This is a genomic window from Chitinophaga arvensicola, from assembly GCF_900110835.1.
In the GTDB taxonomy this organism is placed as follows: domain Bacteria; phylum Bacteroidota; class Bacteroidia; order Chitinophagales; family Chitinophagaceae; genus Chitinophaga; species Chitinophaga arvensicola.
Genome location: NZ_FOJG01000001.1, coordinates 1,776,291 through 1,799,797, shown reverse-complemented (window position 1 = coordinate 1,799,797; position 23,507 = coordinate 1,776,291). Strand labels below are relative to the sequence as shown.

Here is a 23,507-nt window from a genome sequence, read left to right as displayed (position 1 = left end):
AACATCATTTACGTCTGTTGTTTCATTCGTACTTTTTTTATTTGTTATATACGTATTTGTATAACTGATCCCGGATGCTGATAAAATCTGCCGCAGCCGGCGATAATCCTTTCTGCATCAGGTGGAGATCCAGGGGTGCAAACTGCGGATAATAGGCTGGTTGCTGATAAGGTTCGGGGAAAGTCTGGTACCCCAGCCGCTCATAAAATTTTATTCTACGTATAGCCTGCTCCGTTATTGGCGGTTCTACTTCCAGTACAATCTGTTTCAACCGTGCTTCCATTACCTGCATCACCTGTGTACCGGCGCCTCCACCTCTTTTATCCGGATGAATGGCAAAATGTTCAATAAAACTGAATGCCGGCAGCGACCAGTAAAAGATAAATCCGGCATAATCATGATCGCGGTTAATGCGTAATAGTTGTAGTTTTCCGGTGGCAACGAGCGCCAGTTGCTGGTCCCAGGGTCTTCTTTCTTCCAGGGGAAAAGCATCTTCGTAAAGTGTTTTTACTGCATCTTCCACGATGTTGACGGGTATTAACTCAATCATCCTGCAAAGTTAGGGATTCTGTTTCGCAGACGGCACACATTCAAATGGGTCGGGGTTACCGGTGGGAACGGGTTTATCTGCTGCCCAGCAGAAGTTCATCGGCTGACTGGTAATGCTGATCAGTTTAACGGCCACCTTGCTTCCTTTGCGGCTGTTGGAGGCCGGAATACTGCGGATGCCTTTCTCCGGAATATTGCTGATGGTATATTGTTCTGTTTTAAAAACTTCATCATTGTTACGCATGTACGACACTTTCACTACCACGTTATCCAGGGCATATTCCGTTTGATTTTTCACAATGATATTCAGGTTTTTGATGCCTCCCAGCAGGCCGGTACGGTAATCTCCGGCACTCACTGCAATAAATTGCTGCCAGTTGCGGCGGTAGTAGGCACGGCGCTCGATAAACTGCCCGGCTACTCTTTGCTGTAATTCCTGGTGATTGGTAATTTGCTGTGATACTGCCCCGGACTGGTCCAGGCTTTTGCGTAAATCGCGGTTTTCGTTCCACAGGCGCTGGTTTTCAGAGAGTACTTTACGGACATACCGCTGTTGCTGGCAGTAGCCCAGGCTGAATACCACGATCAATAATAACAGGATAGCGGGATAAACGTAGTGTCTTTTCATACCCGGAGAAGAGAAAAAATAATGCCAATGCAGTTTTTATTACATTTGTACAAATGGTCTCCATGCAACTGATTATTGTAAATGATGAACAAACAGCCAGGCAATTTATCGATGTACATGTAACACTCAACAAAGATGTACCCGGCTGGATAAGGCCGCTGGATAAGGATATAGAAGCGGTTTTTGATCCGGAAAAAAATAAGGCATTCCGTCATGGGGAGTGTATCAGATGGATTTTAAAAGATGACAAGGGCAGATTATCCGGCAGGATAGCGGCTTTTGTGAACAAAAAATATAAAACCAAAGGAGACGAATGCCTCGTTGGCGGCGTTGGTTTCTTTGACTGTATTGATCAGCAGGAAGCAGCCAATTTATTGCTGGACACTGCTAAAAAATGGCTGCAGGAAAAAGGCATGGGAGCAATGGATGGCCCTATTAACTTTGGGGAACGGAACAACTGGTGGGGGTTACTTACACAGGGATTTCACGAACCGCTGTATTGCATGAATTTTAATCCGCCCTATTACATCCGCTTATTTGAACAATATGGTTTCCAGCTTTTCTTCAACCAGATTTGCTATGGCATGAAGGTGAGCGATCAGCTGCAACCTAAATTCTTTGCCCGTCACGCGGCCATTGAAGCGGATCCGGCTTTTAAGGCAATACATATCCGCAAAAATGATCTGCCACGGTTTGCAGAAGCTTTCAGCATCGTATACAACAAAGCCTGGGCACAGCATGCCGGCGGTAAGGAAATGGGGAAAGCACAGGCACTGGCACTTTTCAAACAGATGAAACCACTGCTGGATGAAAAGATCGCCTGGTTTGTTTATCACAACGATGAGCCGATTGCTATCTGGTTAAATTTACCGGATCTGAATCAGTACATCAAACACATGAACGGAAAATTTGGTCTGCTGCAAAAACTGAAATTCCTGTGGCTGAAGCAAACCGGCGCCTGCAAAAAAATGGTGGGGATCATCTTCGGAATTATTCCTGAATTCCAGGGCAAAGGAATTGATGCGTATATGATCGTAGAAGGCGCTAAGTTAATCCAGAGTGGTATGTCGCATTACGTCGATTATGAAATGCAATGGATCGGCGACTTCAATCCAAGGATGCAGAATGTAGCGGAAGCGCTTGGAGCTATTCCTACCCGGCAGTTAACTACTTATCGCTATTTATTTGATAGGACTGCTCCATATAAGAGACATCCGATGGTTGGATGATAATAAAATAAATGTATGGATAACAATAAAAAGACACCTGGTTGTGCAGAAATCAGGTATCTTTTTATACAAAATACCCCTAAATATATCAGCTATAATATATAATACAAAAAAAAATACAAAAAGATAATCCCTGTCAAGCCGCTGCTGTATTACATATACACCTATCATATCAATATACGATAACCAACCGGGAGTATATAAGTTTCTGAATATTATATACATTTAAATCCCTTTTGCTGTTACGATCGTATCTAACCTGATGTTTTGTTATGACCAACTTATACCCTGAGTGTCCGGAGAACGCGGATCTGGCATTCATTGAACCCACGTTACTATTTAGGCAACAGATAATGAAAGCCGTCAGCTGTGTTGTGTTGTTCTTTATTTTATACGTGGTACTCTTATTTACAGCCGTTGCCCTGGCTATTGCTTTTGTATCAGGAGGGGTGGCACTGTTTCGTGCTTATCCGGCCTGGACCACCAGCATTATCAGTCTCAGTCTTATTTTACTGGGAGTGATGGTAATATTTTTTCTCATCAAATTCCTTTTCAATAAACGCCCGGCTGTTAATCCTTATCGTACGCAGATCTTTGCGGATCATCATCCTCTCTTATTCGACTTCATCACCCAATTGGTAAAAGACACCCGAATCAGTTTTCCCAAAAAGATATTTATAGTGCCGGATATGAATGCAACCGTATTCTATCATTCCAGCTTTTTAAGTCTTTTCTGGCCGGCGGGGAAAAACCTGGAGATCGGGTTGGGACTGATCAATAGCGTGAATATCAGCGAATTCAAAATGCTGTTGACGCATGAGTTTGCACACTTCTCTCAACGCAGTATGAAACTGGGCAGTTATATATACGCATTAAACAAGATGCTGTATAATATGCTATATGAAAATGACCGGTGGAACGAGATTGAAGTGCGCTGGAGCCGCGGCAGCAGCTTGCTAAGTTTCTTTGCGCATATCACTACCCGGATACTGAATGCCATGCAGTTTGTGCTGAGAAAGATCTATGCGATTATCAACCGGCAATACCTTGAACTGAGCCGGGAAATGGAATATTACGCAGATACGGTGGCGGTAGGGCTCACCAGTACCGACACTGCCATCAGCAGTTTACGCCGCGTGGAAATGGGGGGCTATTGCCTGGATCATTGTTTTCATAAATTACCGGATCTTGCAGAAAGAACACTGCGGTTTCCCAATATCTTCACTGCACAGCGGGCGATGATCCGTTACTATGCTTCGCAGAATCATCTTGCGCTGGATGAAAGCGGCCTCCCGGTAATTACCGATCATTATTTCCACACCTTCCTGAAAAGCAGGGTACAATTACGGGAACAATGGACTGCTCATTTGTCGAGGGAAGCGCGGGAAACACATTATTTACAGGCAGGCATTTCATGTAAGCAGTTTACAGATAGTGCCTGGACCCTGTTTAATGAGCCGGAGCATCTCCAGGAGTACATGACTTCCCTGGTATATAATTTCACCGTACATGCAGGCGCAGAAACCTTCACAGAAATCACCCCGGCTGCCTATATTGATGAATTGTCTCAACGGCACCGGTTGTACGAATATCCCAAGGCATTCAACGATTATTATGACAACCGGCCATTCGCGGATATGAATGGGGAGTTTACCCGTTTGTTATCTCCGGAAGAAATGGAGGGCAGTTTACGGGAGATTTATCACCCGGATAATATCGTGCGGATGCGGGCTTTTTACCGTGACCGTCAGGATGCAGAAACTTTACAGGCGATTAGTTGCGGCCAGTTCCAGACGAATTATTTTGAATTTGACGGCCATAAATATAGTGCGGCACGCGCCAAACAGCTGGCCCGCATGTTATCCGCGGAAGTAGCCAATGAGCAGGAATGGCTGAAAACGCATGACCAGCAGGCATTCCGCTATCACTATACCGTTGCCATGCAGCACAGCCCTGCGGTGGCGGCCCTGCTCAAAGAAAAATACACCCAGATTCTTCAGTACCAGCAAACCGGGCATCAGCTGAATGAACAGGTGATCCGGATCATTCATTGTATCAGCCTGTTGTTTAATTCCGGGGAAGAAGAAATGGAATCCATGCCGGCACTTTTTGATGAATTGTCGGCTGAATGCTGGGGTTTCCGGATGATGATGGAAAATATTAACCAGGCCGCTCTGTTTAACAACCTGCCACCGGGCATGACCGAAAAATTGCAACGGTTCCGCGAGCACGACTGCACCTTTATGCAGGATATGATCCCGGATTATGTGGCCATCCAGGAGCTGCACGAGATCAGTTCGGTAATGATGGAACATTTTAATAATGGCGTTATATTATTAAAAAAGGCATATTTGGAGTTTCTTTTAACTTTAGAACCGGGAGAATAATACCGGATGAAAGCGCCGTTCCTGCTGTGCATTTTTCTCTTACTGAATTTGTGCGTATTTTCGGCGCTCGCGAAAGCGTAGCAGTCATATGGAGAATTTTATCGTTTCAGCCCGTAAATACCGTCCACAGAACTTTTCAACTGTAGTAGGACAGGCACATATTACCACCACTCTCAAAAATGCCATCCGCAATAACCAGCTGGCGCATGCCTTCCTGTTTTGCGGACCACGTGGAGTAGGAAAAACCACCTGTGCGCGTATCCTGGCTAAAACCATTAACTGCGAAAATCTGCAGCCGGATGGGGAAGCCTGTAACGAGTGTCATTCCTGTAAATCGTTCAACGAGGGTAGTTCCTTCAACATCCATGAACTGGATGCGGCATCGAACAACTCGGTAGATGATATCCGTACCCTGGTGGAACAGGTGCGTTTTGCACCACAGGCCGGCAAGTACAAGATCTATATCATAGATGAGGTACACATGCTCAGTTCCTCGGCATTCAATGCTTTTCTGAAAACCCTGGAGGAGCCGCCTTCCTATGCGATCTTCATCCTGGCCACTACCGAAAAGCATAAGATCCTGCCTACTATCCTGAGCCGTTGCCAGATCTTCGATTTCAAGCGTATTACCATCCAGGATACCGTAGATCACCTGCAGGAGATATGCACCAAAGAGCATATCCAGGCTGAAACAGATGCCCTGCACCTGGTAGCGCAGAAAACAGACGGCTGTATGCGGGATTCCCTGAGTACACTGGATAAGATTGTGAGCTTTACCAGCGGCCATCTTACTTACCAGAATACCCTGGAACACCTGAACATACTTGATTACGATTATTTTTTCAGGGTGATGACCTCTGTCCTGCAACAGGACGTTGCCAATGCCCTGCTCATATTTGATGAAATTTTACAGAAAGGTTTTGAGGGCGACAACTTCCTGAACGGATGGGCAGAATTTCTGCGTAACCTTTTATTATGTAAAGAAGATAAGGCCCTTCACCTGGTAGAAGTATCCGGTAACCTGAAGGAACGTTACAGGCAGTTGTCCGGTCAGATAAGTCCTGCTTACCTGATTACGGCCCTGCACCTGCTCAATGAAACAGAGATCAACTACCGCATGGCACGTAACAAGCGTTTACATGTGGAGATGGCCCTTATTAAATTGTGCTTCCTGCAACAGGCAGTTACGCTGGTCAGCGATGACAGCACCGGGGAAGTATCCAAAAAAAAACTGGTAGCTGACGGCTCAGTTCCGCAGAAACTGCGGGCGCCGGGTGCGCAACCGGTAACGGCTAAAACGGTTACCGCCAATCCGGCTACTACAGAAAGTATAGGCGCTGGTCCCCGTTTAACGGTAGATACACCGCCAGTGACTGCGCCTCCGGCTCCGGCCAACGGTGGAATGGCGGGCACCGCGCCTGCTGCGGCTCCTGCAAACACTGTGGCGCCGGCGATACCTTCTCAACCGGCAACAGCTGCGGCTACGGCGATACCTTCACAGCCGGCGAGTACACCAGTACCGCCTGCGGCAGTTACAGGACCGGCCACACCTGCACAACCGGTTACCGCACCTGCCGCGGTAGCTACTCCAGCAGCACCAACGCCAACACAGACAGTTACTGCACCAGTGGCAGCACAGGTAACAACACCAGCGGCAACTGGCGCCAATGGCGGGAATACGGCCACCAATGCTTCGGCGGCAAGTAAGCTGACCGGCCTGGCGGCAATGAAAGAAGCCATGGCGGCTAAACAGCAGAATGCTGCGCCTGTGCAATCAATTCCACTGACCATGGGTGCTATCCATGTGTACTGGGAAGAATTTATAGATCTGTACCGGCAGGCCAACAAAATGACTGTGGTGAGCAATCTCCAGCTGGCGCAACTGAAATTGCTCGGTACAACAGAGGTAGGAATTGTGAGCCGGAACATTGTACAGTTCCGTTTCATGGAAGAGGAAAAACTGGTGATTGCGGAGTTTTTAAAGAAGAAATTTAACAATCCGACCATTGTACTGACCCTGCAGCTGGATGAGAGCCAGCAGACGCAGGATATAGGTCCGGCGCCACTTTCCAGCAGGGAACAGTTTCAGCACATGGCAGAAAAATACCCGATAGTAAAAGAGCTGAAAGACAGACTGAATATGGAGCTGGATTTCTAGCGGAATTGCGCTGATCAAATTTTAACGATAGATAGACATTTTTAAACAGTTTACACTTCCTTCTTTGCGTTTTTGCGCAAAAACATGTAGGTTTGAACAAAATTTTGAATAAAGCACTATGGCAGAAGTTATCAGAATGCCCCTTTTGAGTGATACGATGACGGAAGGGGTGATTGCGGAATGGCATAAAAAGGTGGGCGATACAGTAAAGGCAGACGATGTTATAGCTGAAGTGGAAACAGACAAGGCCACTATGGAAGTGATGGGTTACGCAGAAGGAACCCTCCTTTATATAGGTGTTGAAAAAGGGAAAGCAGCTAAAGTAAACGGAATTATTGCCATTGTAGGTAAACCGGGAGAAGACTACAAATCTCTGCTGGAAGGTAATAATGAGGCTCCTGCTGCTGCTCCTGCACAGGCTGCCGCCGCTGCACCTGCACCACAGGCTGCACCAGCTCCTGCTGCTGCACCGGCTGATGATGCTGCATTAAAAGAAGCACTGAAAAATGCGACTGTTATCCGTATGCCGCTCCTGAGCGATACCATGACAGAAGGCAAAATAGTAGCCTGGAATAAAAAAGTAGGCGACGTTGTGAAGAATGACGATGTACTGGCTGAAGTGGAAACGGATAAAGCGACCATGGAAGTAATGGGTTATGCCGACGGTACTTTATTATATATAGGTGTGAAAGAAGGCGATGCTGCCAAAGTAAACGGCATCATTGCGATTGTAGGTAAGGCGGGTACCAGTGTAGACGCGATACTGGCTGCTGAAGGAGCTGCTCCTGCGGCGCCGGCAGCATCTGCACCAGCTGAAACTGCTGCTCCTGCACAGAATGGCACTGCTGCCCCTGCAGCGGCTCCTGCTGCTACTTCCGGCACCGACGGTCGTGTGAAAGCATCTCCGCTGGCGAAGAAACTGGCAGAAGAAAAAGGCATCGACATCAGCCAGGTTCCTGGTTCCGGTGATGGTGGCCGTATCATCAAAAAAGACGTAGATAGCTATGTTCCTGCTGCCAAAGCGGCGGCTCCAGCTGCACAAAGCAGCGCAGCAGCACCTGCTGCTCCGGCCTTTGTACCAGCCGGCCAGGAAGGCTTCACCGATATTCCGCTGACCAAAATGCGCCAGGTTATTGCCAGACGCCTCAGCGAAAGCAAATTTACTGCTCCTCACTTCTACCTGAAAATAGATGTGAACATGGATAAAGCCATGGAAGCACGTAAATCCATCAACGAAATTTCTCCTGTTAAGATTTCCTTCAATGACATGGTGATCAAAGCTTCGGCGATGGCACTGCGTCTGCACCCGGATGTAAACAGCAGCTGGATGGGCGACTTTATCCGTCAGAACCAGCATGTACACATCGGTTCTGCGGTAGCTATTGAAGATGGTCTGATTGTACCGGTAATCCGCTTTGCTGATCAGAAAACACTGAGCCAGATTGCTGCGGATGCAAAAGGCCTGTACGACAAAGCCAAAAACAAAAAACTGCAACCACAGGAATTCAGCGGTAATACCTTCAGTATCTCCAACCTCGGTATGCTGGGTATCGACGAATTCACTGCTATCATCAACCCGCCGGATTCAGCTATCCTGGCTGTAGGTAATATCAGGGAAACTGCGGTAGTGGAAAAAGGCCAGATCAAAACGGCTAATATCATGAAACTGACCCTGAGCTGCGACCACAGAAGTGTGGATGGAGCGGTAGGCGCCCGGTTCCTGGCTACCCTGAAAGGGTTCCTGGAAAATCCGGTAACCATGCTGGTATAATTTAATAAAATAGCTATACGAAAGGCGGAGTGTATACACTCCGCCTTTTTTTATGAAAAAACAGAAGAAATCCATGTATCCGGGTAGGTTTAGTACACGTCATTGTCCCGTAAAATGTTTCATTAGCTTTTGAAAGTTCAAAAACTTGATATACATTTGACCTTGTAAATTGTCAAACGCTATAAAAAAATAACGACCTACATGAACTTAGTGGAAGCAAAAGCACAGTTTATCCAGACATGGGGCTCCTTAGGCGCCCAATGGGGTATTAACCGTACGATGGCCCAGATTCACGCCTTATTGCTGGTAATGCCGGATCCCTTAAGTGCCGATGATATCATGGAGGAACTGAATATTTCGCGCGGAAATACCAATATGAATGTGCGCGAACTGATTAACTGGGGCCTGGTAGAACGTATCCTCATTCCCGGTGAAAGAAAAGAATTTTTCGTAGCAGAAAAAGATATCTGGAAAGTAGCCACATATATAGCCCGTGAAAGAAAGAAACGCGAACTTGATCCTATTATGAAAGTGTTGCTGCAACTCCAGCAGGCCGAAGGCGATCCTAAAGACAAGGAAATGAAAGCTTTTAAGGATTCTATCTCCAACATTACCAAGTTTGCCCAACAGACGGATAAAACCATCAGTGCATTTATTAAATCAGAAGAAAACTGGTTCTATAGCAGCCTGATAAAACTCATCAAATAATTTTTTTTGGAGCATACTTTCAATCTTTTCTGAAAATTCCGAATTTAAAAAAATAAAAAATGAGATCCTTTTACATCGCGGATGGCGTTATACAGGGCATTCTGGGCCTCAGTTGTATTGCAGGCACCCTTAGTTACCCACTTCATCTCCCGGTATTCTTTCCTGTTATTTATTCTTTTTATGCCCTGGCCGGCTGGCAGCTGTTCAGCGCCTTTCTACAGGTGGGGCAGTATAAAAAGATCCGGTACAACAGCTGGTTGCATATCCTTCACCTGGGATTTCTCGGCGTATCTGCGTCAATAGCCGCCATGCTGCTATTAGCCAACGTATGCAATATTCGCATGAACGGCGTATGGAGCGACCTGTATGGCACCGTAGTTTATGTGGACCTCCTGATTGCTTTACCCTTGATGATGCTCCTTGTCAGCATCTTTTCTTTCCGCAGACTGTTTATCACAGCTGCCCTTATCAGCGGCTTTTTTTTACCATTAAGTTTCAATACTTACTGATACTTCTGAAACATATAAATCATGCAAAACAAACGTATCGTTATAGCAGCAGGTACCGGCTTTATAGGTAAAAGTCTCGTAGCATTTTTTGGAGAAGATAACGACCTGGTGATCCTTACCCGGCAACCGAAAGCTCCGCATGATCGCGTCACTTATGTACAATGGGATGGCAAACATCCCGGCGCGTGGTGTGCCGCATTGGAGGGGGCCGACCTGCTCATCAATCTCACAGGAAAAAGTGTCAACTGCAGGTATACTGCCGCCAATAAAAAGCTGATCATGGATAGCCGGGTAAACGCCACCCAAGCATTGGGAGCTGCGATACTCACTTTGCAGCATCCGCCGAAATTATGGATCAATGCAGGGAGTGCTACTATTTACCGGCATGCGGAAGACCGGCCCATGGATGAAATTAACGGGGAGATGGGCGATGATTTTTCCGTACAGGTGTGTAAGGCATGGGAACAATCTTTCAATGATATTACGCTGCCGCATACACGTAAAATAATACTTCGTATAGGCGTTACTTTAGGCTGGCAAACCGGCGGGGTGATGCACCCCTACCTGAACCTCGTAAAAACCGGCTTAGGCGGCCACCAGGGCAACGGCCGCCAAATGTTTACCTGGATCCACATTACTGATGTTTGCCGTATGATAGACTGGTTATCCGAAACGCCTGCTTTAAGCGGGGTGTTTAATTGCACGGCGCCCAACCCGGTTACGAATAAAGTGTTTATGAAAACGCTGCGGCTCAAAACTGGTCATCATTTCGGTCTGCCGGCTCCGGCGGCCTTATTAACGCTGGGTGCAGCATTGATTGGTACGGAAACAGAACTACTCCTGAAAAGCAGGTGGGTGCTGCCTTCCCGGGCTTTGCAGGAAGGATTTTCTTTCAGGTTTCCATTGCTTCCGGATGCTTTTACCGATATACTGACGCATCTGCCCCGGACAGCTTATCACTTGTTTTGATTTTCGTAAATTAGCTGTATGGAAACCAGCAACGATAAAAAACTGACAGTGGTGCTGGGTGCATCACCCAACCCGGAAAGATATAGCAATATGGCCGTGAACCGGTTGAAGGCAAAAGGCCACCCGGTAGTAGCCATTGGCAAGCGCGCCGCCACCATCGGCGATACACCGGTGATTACAGATCATCCTTCCCTGGAAAAAGTGGATACGGTTACCATGTACCTGAATCCGCTGGCACAGAAAGAATATTATGATTATATCCTGCAATTGCAGCCACGGCGCATCATCTTTAATCCTGGTGCGGAAAACGAAGAACTGGAGCAGATAGCCCGCGAACATAATATTCAACCCGTGGAAGCCTGTACCCTTGTAATGCTTAGTACGGGACAGTTTTAGCCGCTTGCAAACCCTGTAAACTTCTTATTTTTTTAATGTAAAGCTGTTAGCTATTGCTAACAGCTTTTTCGTATATTCGTATATATTGCTGTTGACCCCCAATGAACGCATCCCATATTGTTGACCCATAAGCGCATGGCATTACTTCAGCAGGCAGGCATTATAGCATAACCCATAAGCATGTTCACCCTTTAATATACATTTATGCAATGGAGAAGATTTAATGGAGAGGTTATCCACCTTCCGGTGAAGGAAGAGGTACGGCAAGCCATCGTTCGCGAAACCGCAAACGGGTTTCGGCTGAAAGTGTGCATCGGTACTGACTCACAGGTAAAAGGAGTAGATACGGAATTCGCTACAGTGATTGTATTCCTGCGGGAAGGTCATGGCGGATTTATGTTTATCCACAATGAAAAAACCAAAGACCGCTATTCTATCAAAGAACGTATGCTGGTAGAAGTAGCGAAGAGTATTGAAATTGCGTATGAATTGTGCGACCTGTTTACAGAATATGATGTAGATATGGAAGTGCATGCCGATATCAATACTAACCCTCAGTTCAAGAGCAACCTGGCTTTGCGGGAAGCAATGGGCTATATACTGGGAATGGGCTTTGCTTTTAAAGCCAAACCGGAAGCCTTTGCCAGCAGCAGTTGCGCCAATAAGATCGTGAACTAAGGCGCCCCGTTTTTTTGTACCTCTCTCAATTTTTTTGACGTGATACCACGTCAGGTGGCTGTTTCTCCCCTTATCAAGCTATATTATCTTCCTATTTTCCTGTAACTTTTTTTGTCAATCCCCGCTATACAGTCATTAAAATATCATTTACCATGACTGTACCAAAATCCTTTGTAGCACTATGTTTAATGGCTATCTGCAGTGCAATTGCCTGTACGGAAAAGTCCGGAGGAGCACACCCTGCACCTTGTCTTGTAGTGTCTTACGATAACGGGTACCATGAAGCAACTGGTTCTTCCTCCAAACTTCAGATTACGCCGGATAGCAGCTACCTGGTTACCCAAAACAGCAGCGGGGTGACTACCAAAAAACTTTCTGATGCCCTGCACGACAGTCTGAAGCCGTATCTGAGCAGCTTTCCACGTGAAGCGGTAAAAGCAGATTCCAACGTGCTTAATTATTCCTACAGAGGCGCCGCAGACGCTCCTTTTGTAGGCTTCACCTATATCCAGGAAAATACCGGCGATTCCACTGTCATCTACCTGGATCTGCCGAGCGAAAATCCTTCCTATATCAAGGCTTTTCAACAACAAATCAATCAAACAATCAGCAACAATAAAATATTCAATTGATCATTAACACGAACCTGAAGTTTATAGTTTTTTTACTGCTCTCCCTGTATTCCTGTAAAAAAAGAGATGTGCAACCACAGCAACCCTTACTGGAAGGGCAATGGCGGCTGGTAGCTGCTAAAAGCACTACCCCTGGCGTGAACAGCGAAATCAGGGATACACAGATTGCGATCTTTCAGCAACAGGACTACCGGATCCTGGTGAACGATCTGCAACTGAATGCGACTACCTATCGTATGGAACTGACGGAAACGATAACGGGGAAGAAATGGAAAATCATTACGGCAAATTCGCAGATGTCTTACGTACAAATTGTGAATGATAGTTTGTATATCAACAGGACGGATGACGACGAAGAGAATGCACTCATTTATGTAAGAGTGCAGCCATAAATAACTTGCACTGCTATCTGTTGTCAGTGGGCGATACGGCTGGTATTTTCATGGGAAAATGTGTAACTTTTAGTATTGCTTTTACGCTATACAGGCAATCAATACCCTGGATAAAGGGATACCAAAATCGTTCACATGATAAAACTCCCGTCATGAAAATTCATTTTCAATTTGTTATACTGTCACTGTTATTATTTGTTGGCACCGGTTGTAATAAAAAAGAAACACCCCATATTACCTCTATTGAAGGTAAGTGGCAACTGATCGAGTCCGTTGGAGGCTTTGCAGGGGCCAGGGTAGAGATAAAGGATAAGGTGATCGCCAATTTTCAAAACAACGAATACCGTTATTATTTCAACGATACGTTGATGGTAACCTCGACTTACGAATTTGTGCCGATAGATGACAAAACGTGGAAGCTGACGATCCATGATGGCTGGAACTCGGTAAATATCGCCAGCTTCACCGGTAACCTGCTTGTACTCTACAACCCCAATCCGGAAATGTATACACAGACCTTTAGAAAAGTCAAATAAAAAAAGAACCCCGGCTATTAGCCGGGGTTCTTTTTCTATTTGAACGATGGATCAGGCGATGGCCCGGAACTGTGCGTTCAGTTCATCGATATAATTCAGAATCGCATCCCTGCCGGACTTCTTCACGGTAGAAGTCACAAAGTTGGGAGGGAGGAATTGCCAGGTTTCTCTCATTTTATTAAGGAAAGCTTTTACATTCTTACTTACTTCCGCCTGCGTGCTTTTATCGGCTTTGGTGAATACAAGGCTGAAAGGGATATTCCATGTGCCCAGGTCGGTAATAAAATCAATATCTATCTGTTGTGGTGAATGGCGGCTGTCGATCAGCACAAATACACTGACCAGGTTGGGGCGCTTACGCAGGTAATTTTCGATCATCTGTTGCCACTGGCGGCGTTGAGACATGCTTCTCTTTGCGAATCCGTAGCCGGGTAAATCTACCAGGTACCAGGCTTTATTGATGACAAAATGATTAATCAGCTGTGTTTTACCGGGGGTACCGGACGTTTTGGCTAATTTTTCATTATTAGCCAGAATATTGATCAAAGAAGACTTACCTACGTTAGACCGGCCAATAAATGCGTATTCCGGCAGGTTCGGCACCGGGCATTTTTCCCAATCGGGGCTACTGATAAGATATTCTGCTGATTTAATAACCATAATGATATTGCTTTGTTCCATTAAAAATCCCGTATCTCCATATTTGCATACTGCCACATGACTACATTTCTTTAACTTTGCGCACTATGTCAGAAAATGCAAATGTTCAGAAGATCGTTCCCTTTGAAGGGTCAAAATTAAGCAAGAAGGAGCAGATAGCGACCATGTTTGATGATATTGCTTATCGCTATGACTTTCTTAATCACTTTATGTCGCTTGGAATCGACATTATCTGGCGTAAGAAAGCGCTGGGATACCTGAAATCAATACAGCCGAAACTCATGCTGGACGTGGCCACAGGCACCGGTGATTTTGCGATTATGGCAGAAAAGCGCCTTCATCCGGATAAAATAGTGGGTATTGATATTTCTGAAGGAATGCTGGCTCATGGACGGGAAAAGATCGAGAAACTTGGTTTGGGCGATAAAATTACCCTGCAAAGCGGCGATAGCGAGACAATAAGTTTTCCGGACCAGACGTTTGATGCGATAACGGTGGCTTTCGGTGTACGCAATTTTGAGCACCTGGAAAAAGGGTTGTCTGAAATGTACCGGGTATTGAAGCCGGGGGGCAAATTAGTGATCCTAGAATTTTCGAATCCCACAGTTTTTCCTATTAAACAATTATATAATTCGTATTTTCGTTATATCACACCTCTGATCGGGAAATGGATAGCCAAAAGCCAGGCGGCCTACAGCTATTTGCCGGAATCTGTGAAAGCGTTTCCACAGGGTGAAGCAATGCGAACTATTTTAACCAATACCCGTTTCCAGGCCGTTACATGCAAAACGCTAACATTCGGCATATGTTCCATTTACTGCGCTACGCGCTGATATTCATTGTATTCGGGGTGCTTCCTGCCAGGGCGCAAACCCAGATGAATATGTTGGAACACGATGCAAAACCCTATTACTTTGGTATTACGCTGGCTGCAAACCAGTCGTATTTCAAACTGGAGCATTCACCCGCTTTCCTGGCTACCGATTCTATTATGGTAGCCGAACCGCTGAAGACCATGGGGTTCAACCTGGGGTTGCTGGCCAATGCGAGGCTGACCGAGCATTTTGACCTGCGTTTTAATCCGCAGCTCATTTTTGCCTCCAAAAATCTGTACTACCGGGATACTTATCCCAAACCCCAGGATACGGAAAAAAAGATCGAATCCATTCTATTAAGCTTCCCGCTGCAGATAAAATTTAAGTCGGACCGTATCGGCAACATGCGTGTATACACCATTGCCGGTTTGAAATACGATTATGACCTGGCCTCCAGCGCCCGCTTACGCCGGGCGGAAGACCTGGTGAAGATCAAGAAAAGCGACTATGGTTATGAAGTAGGCGCTGGTTTTGAATTCTATTTTGAAAGCTTCATTTTTGCCCCGGAATTCAAGATCAGTAATGGTTTCGGCAATGTACACGTTAAAGATCCCAACCTGCGGTACTCTAATGTGGTGGAGAAGCTGCAATCGAGAATGATCGTATTTTCGATACACCTGGAAGGATAAATCTACCGGGAATCTGTATGGTTTACCCTTCCCTGCCTCCTGTAAATTTTCTACCTTTGCGCCATGCAAAACTACCTCATCAGGAATATAGCCGTGGTCAACGAAGGTCGCACCACGGTACAGGATGTATGGATCAAAGGCCACCGCATTGAAAAAATAGCGCCTCATATCACCATCAGCGGTAACTACACAGAAATTAACGGAGAAGGCAAGCACTTACTGCCGGGCGTTATAGATGACCAGGTACATTTCCGCGAACCGGGACTGACCCAGAAGGCCACTATTTACACCGAAGCACGTGCGGCAGTAGCCGGCGGCACCACCAGCTTCATGGAAATGCCCAACACTAAACCTGCTGCCCTGACCCAGGAGCTGCTGGAAGATAAATATACCATCGGACAACACCACTCCCTGGCGAACTACTCCTTTTTTATGGGAGCTGCCAATGATAACGTGGAAGAAATATTAAAAACGAACGCCAAGAAAGAAAGTGTTTGCGGCGTAAAAATATTCATGGGCTCTTCTACCGGTAATATGCTGGTAGATAATTACCTGACCCTCGACACGGTATTTTCCAACAGCGAACTGCTGATCGCCACCCACTGTGAAGATGAGAAGATCATCCGCGCCAATATGGAAGCATTTCAGCGGGAAAAAGGAGATCAGCTCACTGCGGCGGATCATCCGCTGATACGCAATGTGGAAGCCTGTTTCGAGTCGTCGCTGGTAGCCATCCAGTTTGCACAGAAACACAACGCCCGCCTGCATATCCTGCATATTTCCACCGCCAGGGAATTACAGCTGTTCAGCAACATGCTGCCGCTGGCAGAAAAAAGGATCACTGCAGAAGTATGCGTACATCATCTTCATTTCACAGCAGATGACTATGCACAATATGGCAACCTGATTAAATGCAACCCGGCGATCAAGTCGCCCGACAATAAAGCCGCGCTCTGGCAAGGCCTCTTGGACGACCGCCTGGACATCATTGCCACCGACCACGCTCCGCATACCTGGGAAGAAAAACAACTTCCCTATATACAGGCGCCATCCGGTGTTCCATTGGTACAACACAGCCTGCTGCTGATGCTGGAACATGCCCGTCAGGGTGATATCACCATTGAAAAGGTAGTCGAAAAAATGAGCCATGCGCCTGCCATCTGTTTCCAGGTAAAGGAAAGAGGATTTCTGAGAGAAGGATATTATGCGGATTGTGTGATTGTAGATCTGAATGGCCAGACCAATGTAAAGAAAGAGAATATCTATTATAAATGCGCCTGGAGTCCGTTTGAAGGACATACCTTCCCGGCGGCCGTTACACATACTTTTGTAAGTGGGCACCTGGCGTATGCCGATGGTGTTTTCAATGAAAATGTACTGGGCCATCGACTGGCATTCAGCCGATAGTTGCTTATTTTGGTAAATGCAGCACTCCTGCTGCATTTACCAAAATGCCAGCGCAGCCTTTCAAATCTTATGGAATTTCTCTATCCTTGCATCTACACCGTAGATTCACCAAAAAAGATGCTGCATGCAACTGGACAAAACATCCTATTACGACCTGTCTATTTTTAACCGGGATGAAGAATTCTCCCTGTTTCACCGGCTCGATTTCACCACCACTGCCGGTGGACGCGAATACCTACGGCAACTTTTCAGCAATCCCTTACAAGATATTCCAACGATCCAGAACAGACAGCGTGCATTGCAGTATATCCTGGACCAGGAAAACAACTGGCCGTCCATTATCTCCAATGGTACGATCGTAGTAGTAGAGAACTATATGGATGCGCAGATTGAGCCTATTTCCAGCACCGAAGGACTGCCCCTGTATCTTCATGCCGCACTGAATAAAACATTGTACGCACCGGATTTTGGTTATATCAAATTCTCCTTCACGCAGCTGGTGATACTGCTGAAAGGATTCCGTTCATTTATCAATGCTTTCAATTCGGACGAAACACCTATGGTGCTGAAAGTGTTGCTGGACAGAGCACAACAACTACTCACCAAAAAGGAATTTTACGAGATACTGCGACTGGATGAAGAAGGGAAACTGAATTTCATTGAAATTCTCCGGTATGATAATTACATCCGGAAAAGACACCGGAAAGTAATACAGGAACTGGTGACACTCTACCAGCAACTGGATGCGTATTACGCTATGGCGAAAGCCATCCGGCATTACAACCTGCATTTCCCTGTGTTTGCAGGCAGCGACAGGCCTGTGATCAAAGCGACACAACTGTACCATATCATCCTGAACGAACCGGTAGCGTATGATGTGAAGCTGGATGAAACTTCGCATTTTATGTTTCTCACCGGCGCCAACATGGCGGGTAAAACTACCTTTATCAAAGCCGTTGGCGTAGCAGTATTCCTGGCACATATAGGCATGGGGGTACCAGCTGAAAAAATGGAAATGAGTTTCTTCCATGGTATCTTCAGTAACATACAGGTACAGGACAATATTTTCAAGGGAGAGAGTTATTTCTATAGTGAAGTGCAGCGTATCAAAAACACTATTCTGCAAATCAGCAATGGTAAAAACTGGCTGGTACTGATCGATGAAATGTTTAAAGGCACCAATGTGGAAGATGCCCGGAACTGTTCACTGGCGGTCATCCGTGGGTTCCTGCAAAGCACCAACTGCCTGTTCATCCTCTCTACACACCTGTATGAAGTGGCAGAAGAATTACGGACAGAACCAAGAATTCAGTTTAAATATTTTGAATCCACCGTGATAGATGATGATCTTCATTTCACTTACCTGCTCAAAGATGGTATCGCCAAAGAAAAAATAGGTTACCTGATATTAAAACGGGAGAAAGTACTGGAATTACTCACACAAATAAAGTAATAAATCAGCGGTTAGCTTTTGCAGGCTAGCCGCTAATTTGTTATATTCGTATCCGTTAACCCGGATATCCATATGATTGTTAAAACCTTCGGCAGCGCCATCCAGGGCGTGAATGCCATTACGATTACCATAGAGGTAAATGTATCTTCCAAAGGCAATAAATTATTTATCGTAGGACTGCCGGACAATGCGGTCAAAGAAAGTGAGCGGCGTATTGAATCTACGATTCAGTGTATGGGACTTCGTATGCCCAGAACCAGGACCGTGGTGAACATGGCGCCCGCAGCTATCCGCAAGGCGGGTGCAGCCTACGATCTTCCTATTGCTACGGGTATTATGGCAGCTTCCGGTCAGCTATCTCCCCTTCACCTGGAACATTACCTGATGATGGGAGAACTATCACTGGATGGTACCATTCAACCAATTAAAGGCGCTTTGCCTATAGCCATGCAGGCCTGGCAGGATGGTTTCAAAGGATTTATCCTTCCTAAACAGAATGCGCTGGAAGCTGCTATGGTGAGCGATTTGAGCATATATGGCATTTCCCATATTGCCGAAGCCATCCAATTTTTCAATGATCCGGGCAGCCTGACACCGGTAACGCCAGCCACCAGTGAATGCTATACCGCCATCGATCATTCCGGACTTGATTTCAGCGAAGTAAAAGGACAACAACACATCAAACGTGCATTGGAAATTGCGGCGGCAGGTGGGCACAATGCGATCCTGATCGGTCCGCCGGGAGCCGGAAAAACCATGCTGGCGAAGCGTTTGCCGACTATACTTCCACCGCTCACCCTGCAGGAGGCACTTGAGACTACAAAGATTCATTCCGTTGCCGGCAAGCTCCCGGAACATACTTCATTGATTCTTCAGCGGCCGTTCCGTTCTCCGCATCATACCATCAGCGATGCTGCATTGGTGGGTGGTGGCAGCATTCCGCAACCCGGAGAAATTTCCCTCGCACATCATGGTGTATTATTCCTGGATGAATTACCGGAGTTTAAACGGAAAGTATTGGAGGTAATGCGACAACCGATAGAAGAAAGAAAAGTAACGATTTCCAGAACAAAAAATTCCGTAGACTTCCCGGCCAGCTTCGTTTTGCTCGCCGCCATGAATCCATGCAAGTGCGGCTTTTTCAATCATCCATCGAGGCAATGTTCGTGTCCCCCAGGACAGGTGCAGGAGTATCTCAATAAAGTATCCGGCCCGTTGCTCGATCGCATCGATCTGCATGTACAAGTTACGCCGGTGGAGTTTGCAGATTTATCTTCCACACAGGCAGCGGAAAAAAGTTCGTGTATCCGTGAGCGTGTGATGGCTGCACGCGCCATCCAGGCGGAACGATTTGCTGCCTATGAAAACATTTATTGCAATGCACAGATGCACAGCCGTTTGCTGACATCGGTATGTGTGATCAGTGATCGCTGCCGGGAACAACTGGGGCAGGCCATGCAGAAATTAAAGCTGTCTGCCAGGGCGTACGACCGGATACTGAAAGTCAGCAGAACCATTGCAGACCTGGAAGGGAGCCGTAGTGTAGAACCCGCGCATATGGCAGAAGCCATACAGTACCGCAGCCTGGATCGCGAGAACTGGGGGAATTGAGTGCAGCCGGACTATAGGATTAACCGGACATTTGGCTACAAAGCAGGGAAATATGGCTACAGGTATCTGCCTAAACAGCAGGACATTTGCAATGACTTTGCTTTGGTTTAAAGCGGATGGAAATGGCACATGCAGGAATGTAACGGCATGCAATTCCAACCTGCCGGTAAATGTAATCAGACTAAAAAGCCTGTTGCTGGCACGCATGCACTGATCACCATTTCTCCGTCCGAAAATTTTTAAATTTTATTAGATACATTTTATGAGAACAGTTCTGATCACCGGTGCGAACAAGGGTGTAGGCCTGGAAACCGCCAGGCAACTGGCACAGCTGGGAAATTTTGTTTACCTGGGCAGCAGGGATATTGTTAACGGGCAACAGGCCGCAGATCAGCTGAAAGCTGCCGGCATTGCTAATGTAGCAGCCATTCAAATCGATGTTACCGATATTGATTCAATCAGGAAAGCGAAAGCGGAACTTGACAGCCAGATTGATTCCCTTGATCTGCTGATCAATAATGCCGGTATTTCAGGCGGGCAGCCGCAACAGCTTTCTACATGCAATATGGAAACGATCCGCAGCTTATTTGAGACGAACTATTTTGGTGCTGTTCAAACCACACAGGTGATGTTAGCGCTGTTAAGAAAATCTGCTGCAGCGGCCATCATTAATATCTCCAGTGAAGTGGGATCTTTATCGATGAATATGTCTGCCGACAGACGTCCGAACTGGAGTGAGTTTTCTGCATACGGATCTACCAAAACAGCATTAAATGCATTTACAGTGATGCTGGCCAATGAACTGCGGGAGGAAAACATAGTGGTAAATAGCGTTACACCAGGTTATACTGCCACAGACCTCAATCAGTTTAAGGGTTTTAAGTCTGTTGAAGAAGGAGTAAAACCTATTGTAGCACTGGCCCTGTTAACAGACCGCGCTATCACTGGGAAATTCTTCAAAGACGGTGGTGAAATTCCCTGGTAGTCATCTGATGCTTAACGGTGCTTTCAAACGGAAATCATGCTCATGGGAAATACTCATGGAATGCGGTGCAGAGCCAGTTTCAGACAGATAGCGGCTGGTAGTGAAGCATCTTCAAATCCCCAGGTCTTCTTTATAGCTTTCACTGAGTTTCTTCTGCATCTCTGCAGGAACAGGGGCGTATTCCGCAAACTGTGATTTCAGTTTAGCTTTACCCTGGGTGACGTTGCGCAGGGCCGCGAAGAGTTTATCTATTTCCGCCTGTGGGGTACGTGCTTTGATCACCTGGTAGCCATTCAGTGTATCCATCCCGGTTATGATGCTGCGATGACTTTGCAGTTCGCTCATAATATCTCCCATCATTACATCCGGTGCGATGGCTTCGAGATCGAATACGGGCTCGAGCAACTGTGGGGCTGCCTGGTGGAACGCCTCACGGAAAGCCATCATACCGGCAATTTTGAAAGAGATGTCGTTACTGTCTACCGGATGCATTTTGCCATCGTATACACTTACCCGGATATCGCGCACATATGATCCGGTTAGGGGTCCTTCCTGCATTTTTTCCATGACACCTTTGAGAATGGAAGGCAGGAAACGGTTGTCGATGGCGCCGCCGACTATACAGTTATTGAATACCAGTTTGCCGCCCCAGTTCAGTGCTATTTCTTCTGAGTCGCGCACGCTATGTTCCTTGTAAGGCGGCATTCCCTCATACCAGGGTTCTATTTTCATGAATACCTCTCCGAATTGTCCGGCGCCGCCGGATTGCTTCTTATGGCGATAGGAAGCCTGTGCGGGCTTCTGGATGGTTTCTCGGTAAGGAATTTTTGCGGCGTGAAAAGCCACCTGCATCTTATACACATTTTCCAGCCGCCATTTGGTGACGAGTAAGTGTAGTTCCCCTTGTCCGTGCAGGATCACCTGTTTGAGTTCGCGGTTAAATTCCACCAGGAGGGTGGGATCTTCCATGTGAATTTCTGCGAGTACTTCGCTGAGTTTTTCATCGTCACCTTTGTTTTTGGCTTCGATGGCTACCCTTACTTTGGGTGTGGGGAAGTCGATGGGAGTAATTTGTCCGGGGAAGTTTTTTTCTGCCAGGGTGTGATTGGTAAGGGTATTTTTCATTTTGAGGGTACAGCCGATGTCGCCGGCCTGCAGCCGCTCTACGTTATTGCGGTTTTTGCCGTCTGCTATAAACAGCTGGCTGATACGTTCGGTGGTATTGCCTTGTTCGTTGATCAGTTCCATACCGCTTTTCACTTCTCCCGACATCACTTTAAAATAGGTGAGTCTGCCGATATGTGGTTCCTGTAATGTTTTAAAAACAAATAATCCCGCCGGGCCGGCAGGATTGCAGGGAACTGATTTGCCGCCGGTAGTGGTTTCGGCGGGCATTTCCACTGCGCTGGGGGCTACATTATCGATGAATCCCATGAGGCGGCCGCTGCCCATATTTTTTCTGGCGGATAAACAGAACAGGGGGAAGACATGGTGATTGAGCATGCCGATTTTGATACCCTGCCGCAGTTCATCTTCATCCAGACTTCCTTTCTCAAAATACAACTCCATGAGGGTATCGTCATTTTCTGCTGCTTTTTCCACCAGTTCGTTGTGAAGTTGATCGGCTCTTTCCTTTTCGTTGTCGGGAATGGGCAGTTTTTCGGGTTTGCCGCCATTTTCCGGGAAACGGTACATGGTCATTTTCAGGAGATCTATGATGGCATTGAATCCGGGGCCTTGGTTCACGGGATATTGCATTACGGTAACGGGCTGTCCGAATACACGTGCGGCGTCTTCCACGGCTTTATTGAAGTTGGCCAGTTCTGCATCCAGCTGGTTAACGGCTAATATGGTAGGTTTCTGATATTTATCGACATAATCCCATACGAGTTCAGTGCCTACTTCCACGCCATACTGGGCGTTGAGCAGGAGTACCGCCGTATCGGACACGCGGATTGCTGCAATCACTTCCCCGATAAAATCTTCCAGTCCGGGTGTATCAATAATGTTGATTTTGTAATCTTTCCATTCCGTGTGCATCAGGGTCGCATATACGGAATTACCGCGTTCATGCTCAATATCGTGGTAGTCGGACACGGTATTTTTCTCTTCAATGGTACCTCTTTTACTGATGATGCCGGCTTCGAATAACATGGTTTCAGAGAGGGTAGTTTTGCCGCTTTTGGGTGCACCTAACAGTACGATGTTTTTGATATGTTTGTCATCATACGTCTTCATATGTGGAGATTTATTTAGATAATAGTTAATCACCTGTGCCTTTACAAAGAACTTACTATTAAGTTAACGTTTTTTGACTAAAATAGCCAGTACTTTTCCCCACAATA

The 23,507-nt window shown here is 46.5% G+C and carries 22 protein-coding genes; 18 read left to right on the top strand and 4 right to left on the bottom strand.

Translation table 11 applies throughout. The features are described 5' to 3' along the window. Positions 1 to 37 precede the first annotated feature (37 nt). Positions 38 to 550 carry a GNAT family N-acetyltransferase gene (locus tag BMW79_RS07710; RefSeq protein ID WP_089892753.1) on the bottom strand — a complete coding sequence of 171 codons (513 nt, stop codon included), beginning with the start codon at positions 548 to 550 and terminating at the stop codon, positions 38 to 40. 9 nt (positions 551 to 559) lie between these two features. Then, the gene (locus BMW79_RS07705; RefSeq protein ID WP_089892749.1) at positions 560 to 1,177 is read right to left on the bottom strand and encodes a hypothetical protein; all 618 of its coding nucleotides are present in this window, start codon (positions 1,175 to 1,177) and stop codon (positions 560 to 562) included. 62 nt (positions 1,178 to 1,239) lie between these two features. Here BMW79_RS07705 and BMW79_RS07700 point away from each other — a divergent pair, with 62 nt between their 5' ends. From BMW79_RS07700 to BMW79_RS07645, 12 genes are all read left to right on the top strand, one after another. Further along, positions 1,240 to 2,406: a hypothetical protein gene (locus BMW79_RS07700; protein WP_089896819.1), complete on the top strand. Its 1,167-nt coding sequence runs from the start codon at positions 1,240 to 1,242 to the stop codon at positions 2,404 to 2,406. Between the two features lie 272 nt (positions 2,407 to 2,678). Continuing rightward, complete coding sequence (locus BMW79_RS07695) at positions 2,679 to 4,793, top strand: M48 family metallopeptidase (protein WP_089892745.1); 2,115 nt, start codon at positions 2,679 to 2,681, stop codon at positions 4,791 to 4,793. A gap of 88 nt (positions 4,794 to 4,881) precedes the next feature. Next, positions 4,882 to 6,951 (top strand): DNA polymerase III subunit gamma/tau, encoded by a 2,070-nt coding sequence (locus BMW79_RS07690; RefSeq protein WP_089892742.1) that lies wholly within the window; start codon positions 4,882 to 4,884, stop codon positions 6,949 to 6,951. Positions 6,952 to 7,069: 118 nt separating this feature from the next. Continuing rightward, the gene (locus BMW79_RS07685; RefSeq protein WP_089892737.1) at positions 7,070 to 8,722 is read left to right on the top strand and encodes a pyruvate dehydrogenase complex dihydrolipoamide acetyltransferase; all 1,653 of its coding nucleotides are present in this window, start codon (positions 7,070 to 7,072) and stop codon (positions 8,720 to 8,722) included. 201 nt (positions 8,723 to 8,923) lie between these two features. Next, complete coding sequence (locus BMW79_RS07680; RefSeq protein ID WP_079469472.1) at positions 8,924 to 9,430, top strand: GbsR/MarR family transcriptional regulator; 507 nt, start codon at positions 8,924 to 8,926, stop codon at positions 9,428 to 9,430. A gap of 59 nt (positions 9,431 to 9,489) precedes the next feature. Then, positions 9,490 to 9,939, top strand: coding sequence for a hypothetical protein (locus BMW79_RS07675; RefSeq protein ID WP_089892734.1), 450 nt, complete (start codon positions 9,490 to 9,492; stop codon positions 9,937 to 9,939). Between the two features lie 21 nt (positions 9,940 to 9,960). Then, positions 9,961 to 10,908 carry a TIGR01777 family oxidoreductase gene (locus BMW79_RS07670; RefSeq protein ID WP_089892732.1) on the top strand — a complete coding sequence of 316 codons (948 nt, stop codon included), beginning with the start codon at positions 9,961 to 9,963 and terminating at the stop codon, positions 10,906 to 10,908. Positions 10,909 to 10,926: 18 nt separating this feature from the next. After that, positions 10,927 to 11,304: a CoA-binding protein gene (locus tag BMW79_RS07665; RefSeq protein ID WP_089892729.1), complete on the top strand. Its 378-nt coding sequence runs from the start codon at positions 10,927 to 10,929 to the stop codon at positions 11,302 to 11,304. Positions 11,305 to 11,508: 204 nt separating this feature from the next. Further along, the gene (locus tag BMW79_RS07660) at positions 11,509 to 11,982 is read left to right on the top strand and encodes a ribonuclease H-like YkuK family protein (protein WP_089892726.1); all 474 of its coding nucleotides are present in this window, start codon (positions 11,509 to 11,511) and stop codon (positions 11,980 to 11,982) included. A gap of 152 nt (positions 11,983 to 12,134) precedes the next feature. Further along, entirely contained in the window at positions 12,135 to 12,614 is a 480-nt protein-coding gene (locus tag BMW79_RS07655) for a hypothetical protein (RefSeq protein WP_143059106.1), read from the top strand. Beyond that, positions 12,611 to 13,006 (top strand): hypothetical protein, encoded by a 396-nt coding sequence (locus BMW79_RS07650; RefSeq protein WP_089892722.1) that lies wholly within the window; start codon positions 12,611 to 12,613, stop codon positions 13,004 to 13,006. Before BMW79_RS07655 ends, BMW79_RS07650 begins: the two co-directional genes overlap by 4 nt. A gap of 152 nt (positions 13,007 to 13,158) precedes the next feature. After that, the gene (locus tag BMW79_RS07645) at positions 13,159 to 13,542 is read left to right on the top strand and encodes a lipocalin-like domain-containing protein (protein ID WP_089892719.1); all 384 of its coding nucleotides are present in this window, start codon (positions 13,159 to 13,161) and stop codon (positions 13,540 to 13,542) included. A 51-nt stretch (positions 13,543 to 13,593) separates the two neighbouring features. Here the strand turns inward: BMW79_RS07645 and yihA are convergent, their stop codons facing one another. Next, the gene (gene yihA, locus BMW79_RS07640) at positions 13,594 to 14,202 is read right to left on the bottom strand and encodes a ribosome biogenesis GTP-binding protein YihA/YsxC (RefSeq protein WP_089896818.1); all 609 of its coding nucleotides are present in this window, start codon (positions 14,200 to 14,202) and stop codon (positions 13,594 to 13,596) included. Between the two features lie 86 nt (positions 14,203 to 14,288). Here yihA and ubiE point away from each other — a divergent pair, with 86 nt between their 5' ends. From ubiE to BMW79_RS07610, 6 genes are all read left to right on the top strand, one after another. Continuing rightward, positions 14,289 to 15,035 (top strand): bifunctional demethylmenaquinone methyltransferase/2-methoxy-6-polyprenyl-1,4-benzoquinol methylase UbiE, encoded by a 747-nt coding sequence (gene ubiE, locus BMW79_RS07635; RefSeq protein ID WP_089892717.1) that lies wholly within the window; start codon positions 14,289 to 14,291, stop codon positions 15,033 to 15,035. Beyond that, a complete protein-coding gene (porT, locus tag BMW79_RS07630) occupies positions 15,008 to 15,706 on the top strand; it encodes a type IX secretion/gliding motility protein PorT/SprT (protein ID WP_245752404.1) in 699 nt (232 codons plus the stop codon). The genes ubiE and porT overlap by 28 nt, the downstream gene beginning before the upstream one ends. 63 nt (positions 15,707 to 15,769) lie before the next feature. Further along, a complete protein-coding gene (locus BMW79_RS07625; protein ID WP_089892714.1) occupies positions 15,770 to 17,113 on the top strand; it encodes a dihydroorotase in 1,344 nt (447 codons plus the stop codon). 124 nt (positions 17,114 to 17,237) lie between these two features. Continuing rightward, positions 17,238 to 18,566 (top strand): MutS-related protein, encoded by a 1,329-nt coding sequence (locus BMW79_RS07620; protein ID WP_089892711.1) that lies wholly within the window; start codon positions 17,238 to 17,240, stop codon positions 18,564 to 18,566. Positions 18,567 to 18,638: 72 nt separating this feature from the next. Then, the gene (locus BMW79_RS07615) at positions 18,639 to 20,177 is read left to right on the top strand and encodes a YifB family Mg chelatase-like AAA ATPase (protein ID WP_089892709.1); all 1,539 of its coding nucleotides are present in this window, start codon (positions 18,639 to 18,641) and stop codon (positions 20,175 to 20,177) included. Between the two features lie 262 nt (positions 20,178 to 20,439). Continuing rightward, complete coding sequence (locus tag BMW79_RS07610; RefSeq protein ID WP_089892707.1) at positions 20,440 to 21,162, top strand: SDR family NAD(P)-dependent oxidoreductase; 723 nt, start codon at positions 20,440 to 20,442, stop codon at positions 21,160 to 21,162. 111 nt (positions 21,163 to 21,273) lie between these two features. On the opposite strand, the gene BMW79_RS07605 is transcribed toward BMW79_RS07610, so the two are convergent. Then, complete coding sequence (locus BMW79_RS07605; protein ID WP_089892704.1) at positions 21,274 to 23,400, bottom strand: elongation factor G; 2,127 nt, start codon at positions 23,398 to 23,400, stop codon at positions 21,274 to 21,276. Between the last annotated feature and the right edge of the window lie 107 nt (positions 23,401 to 23,507).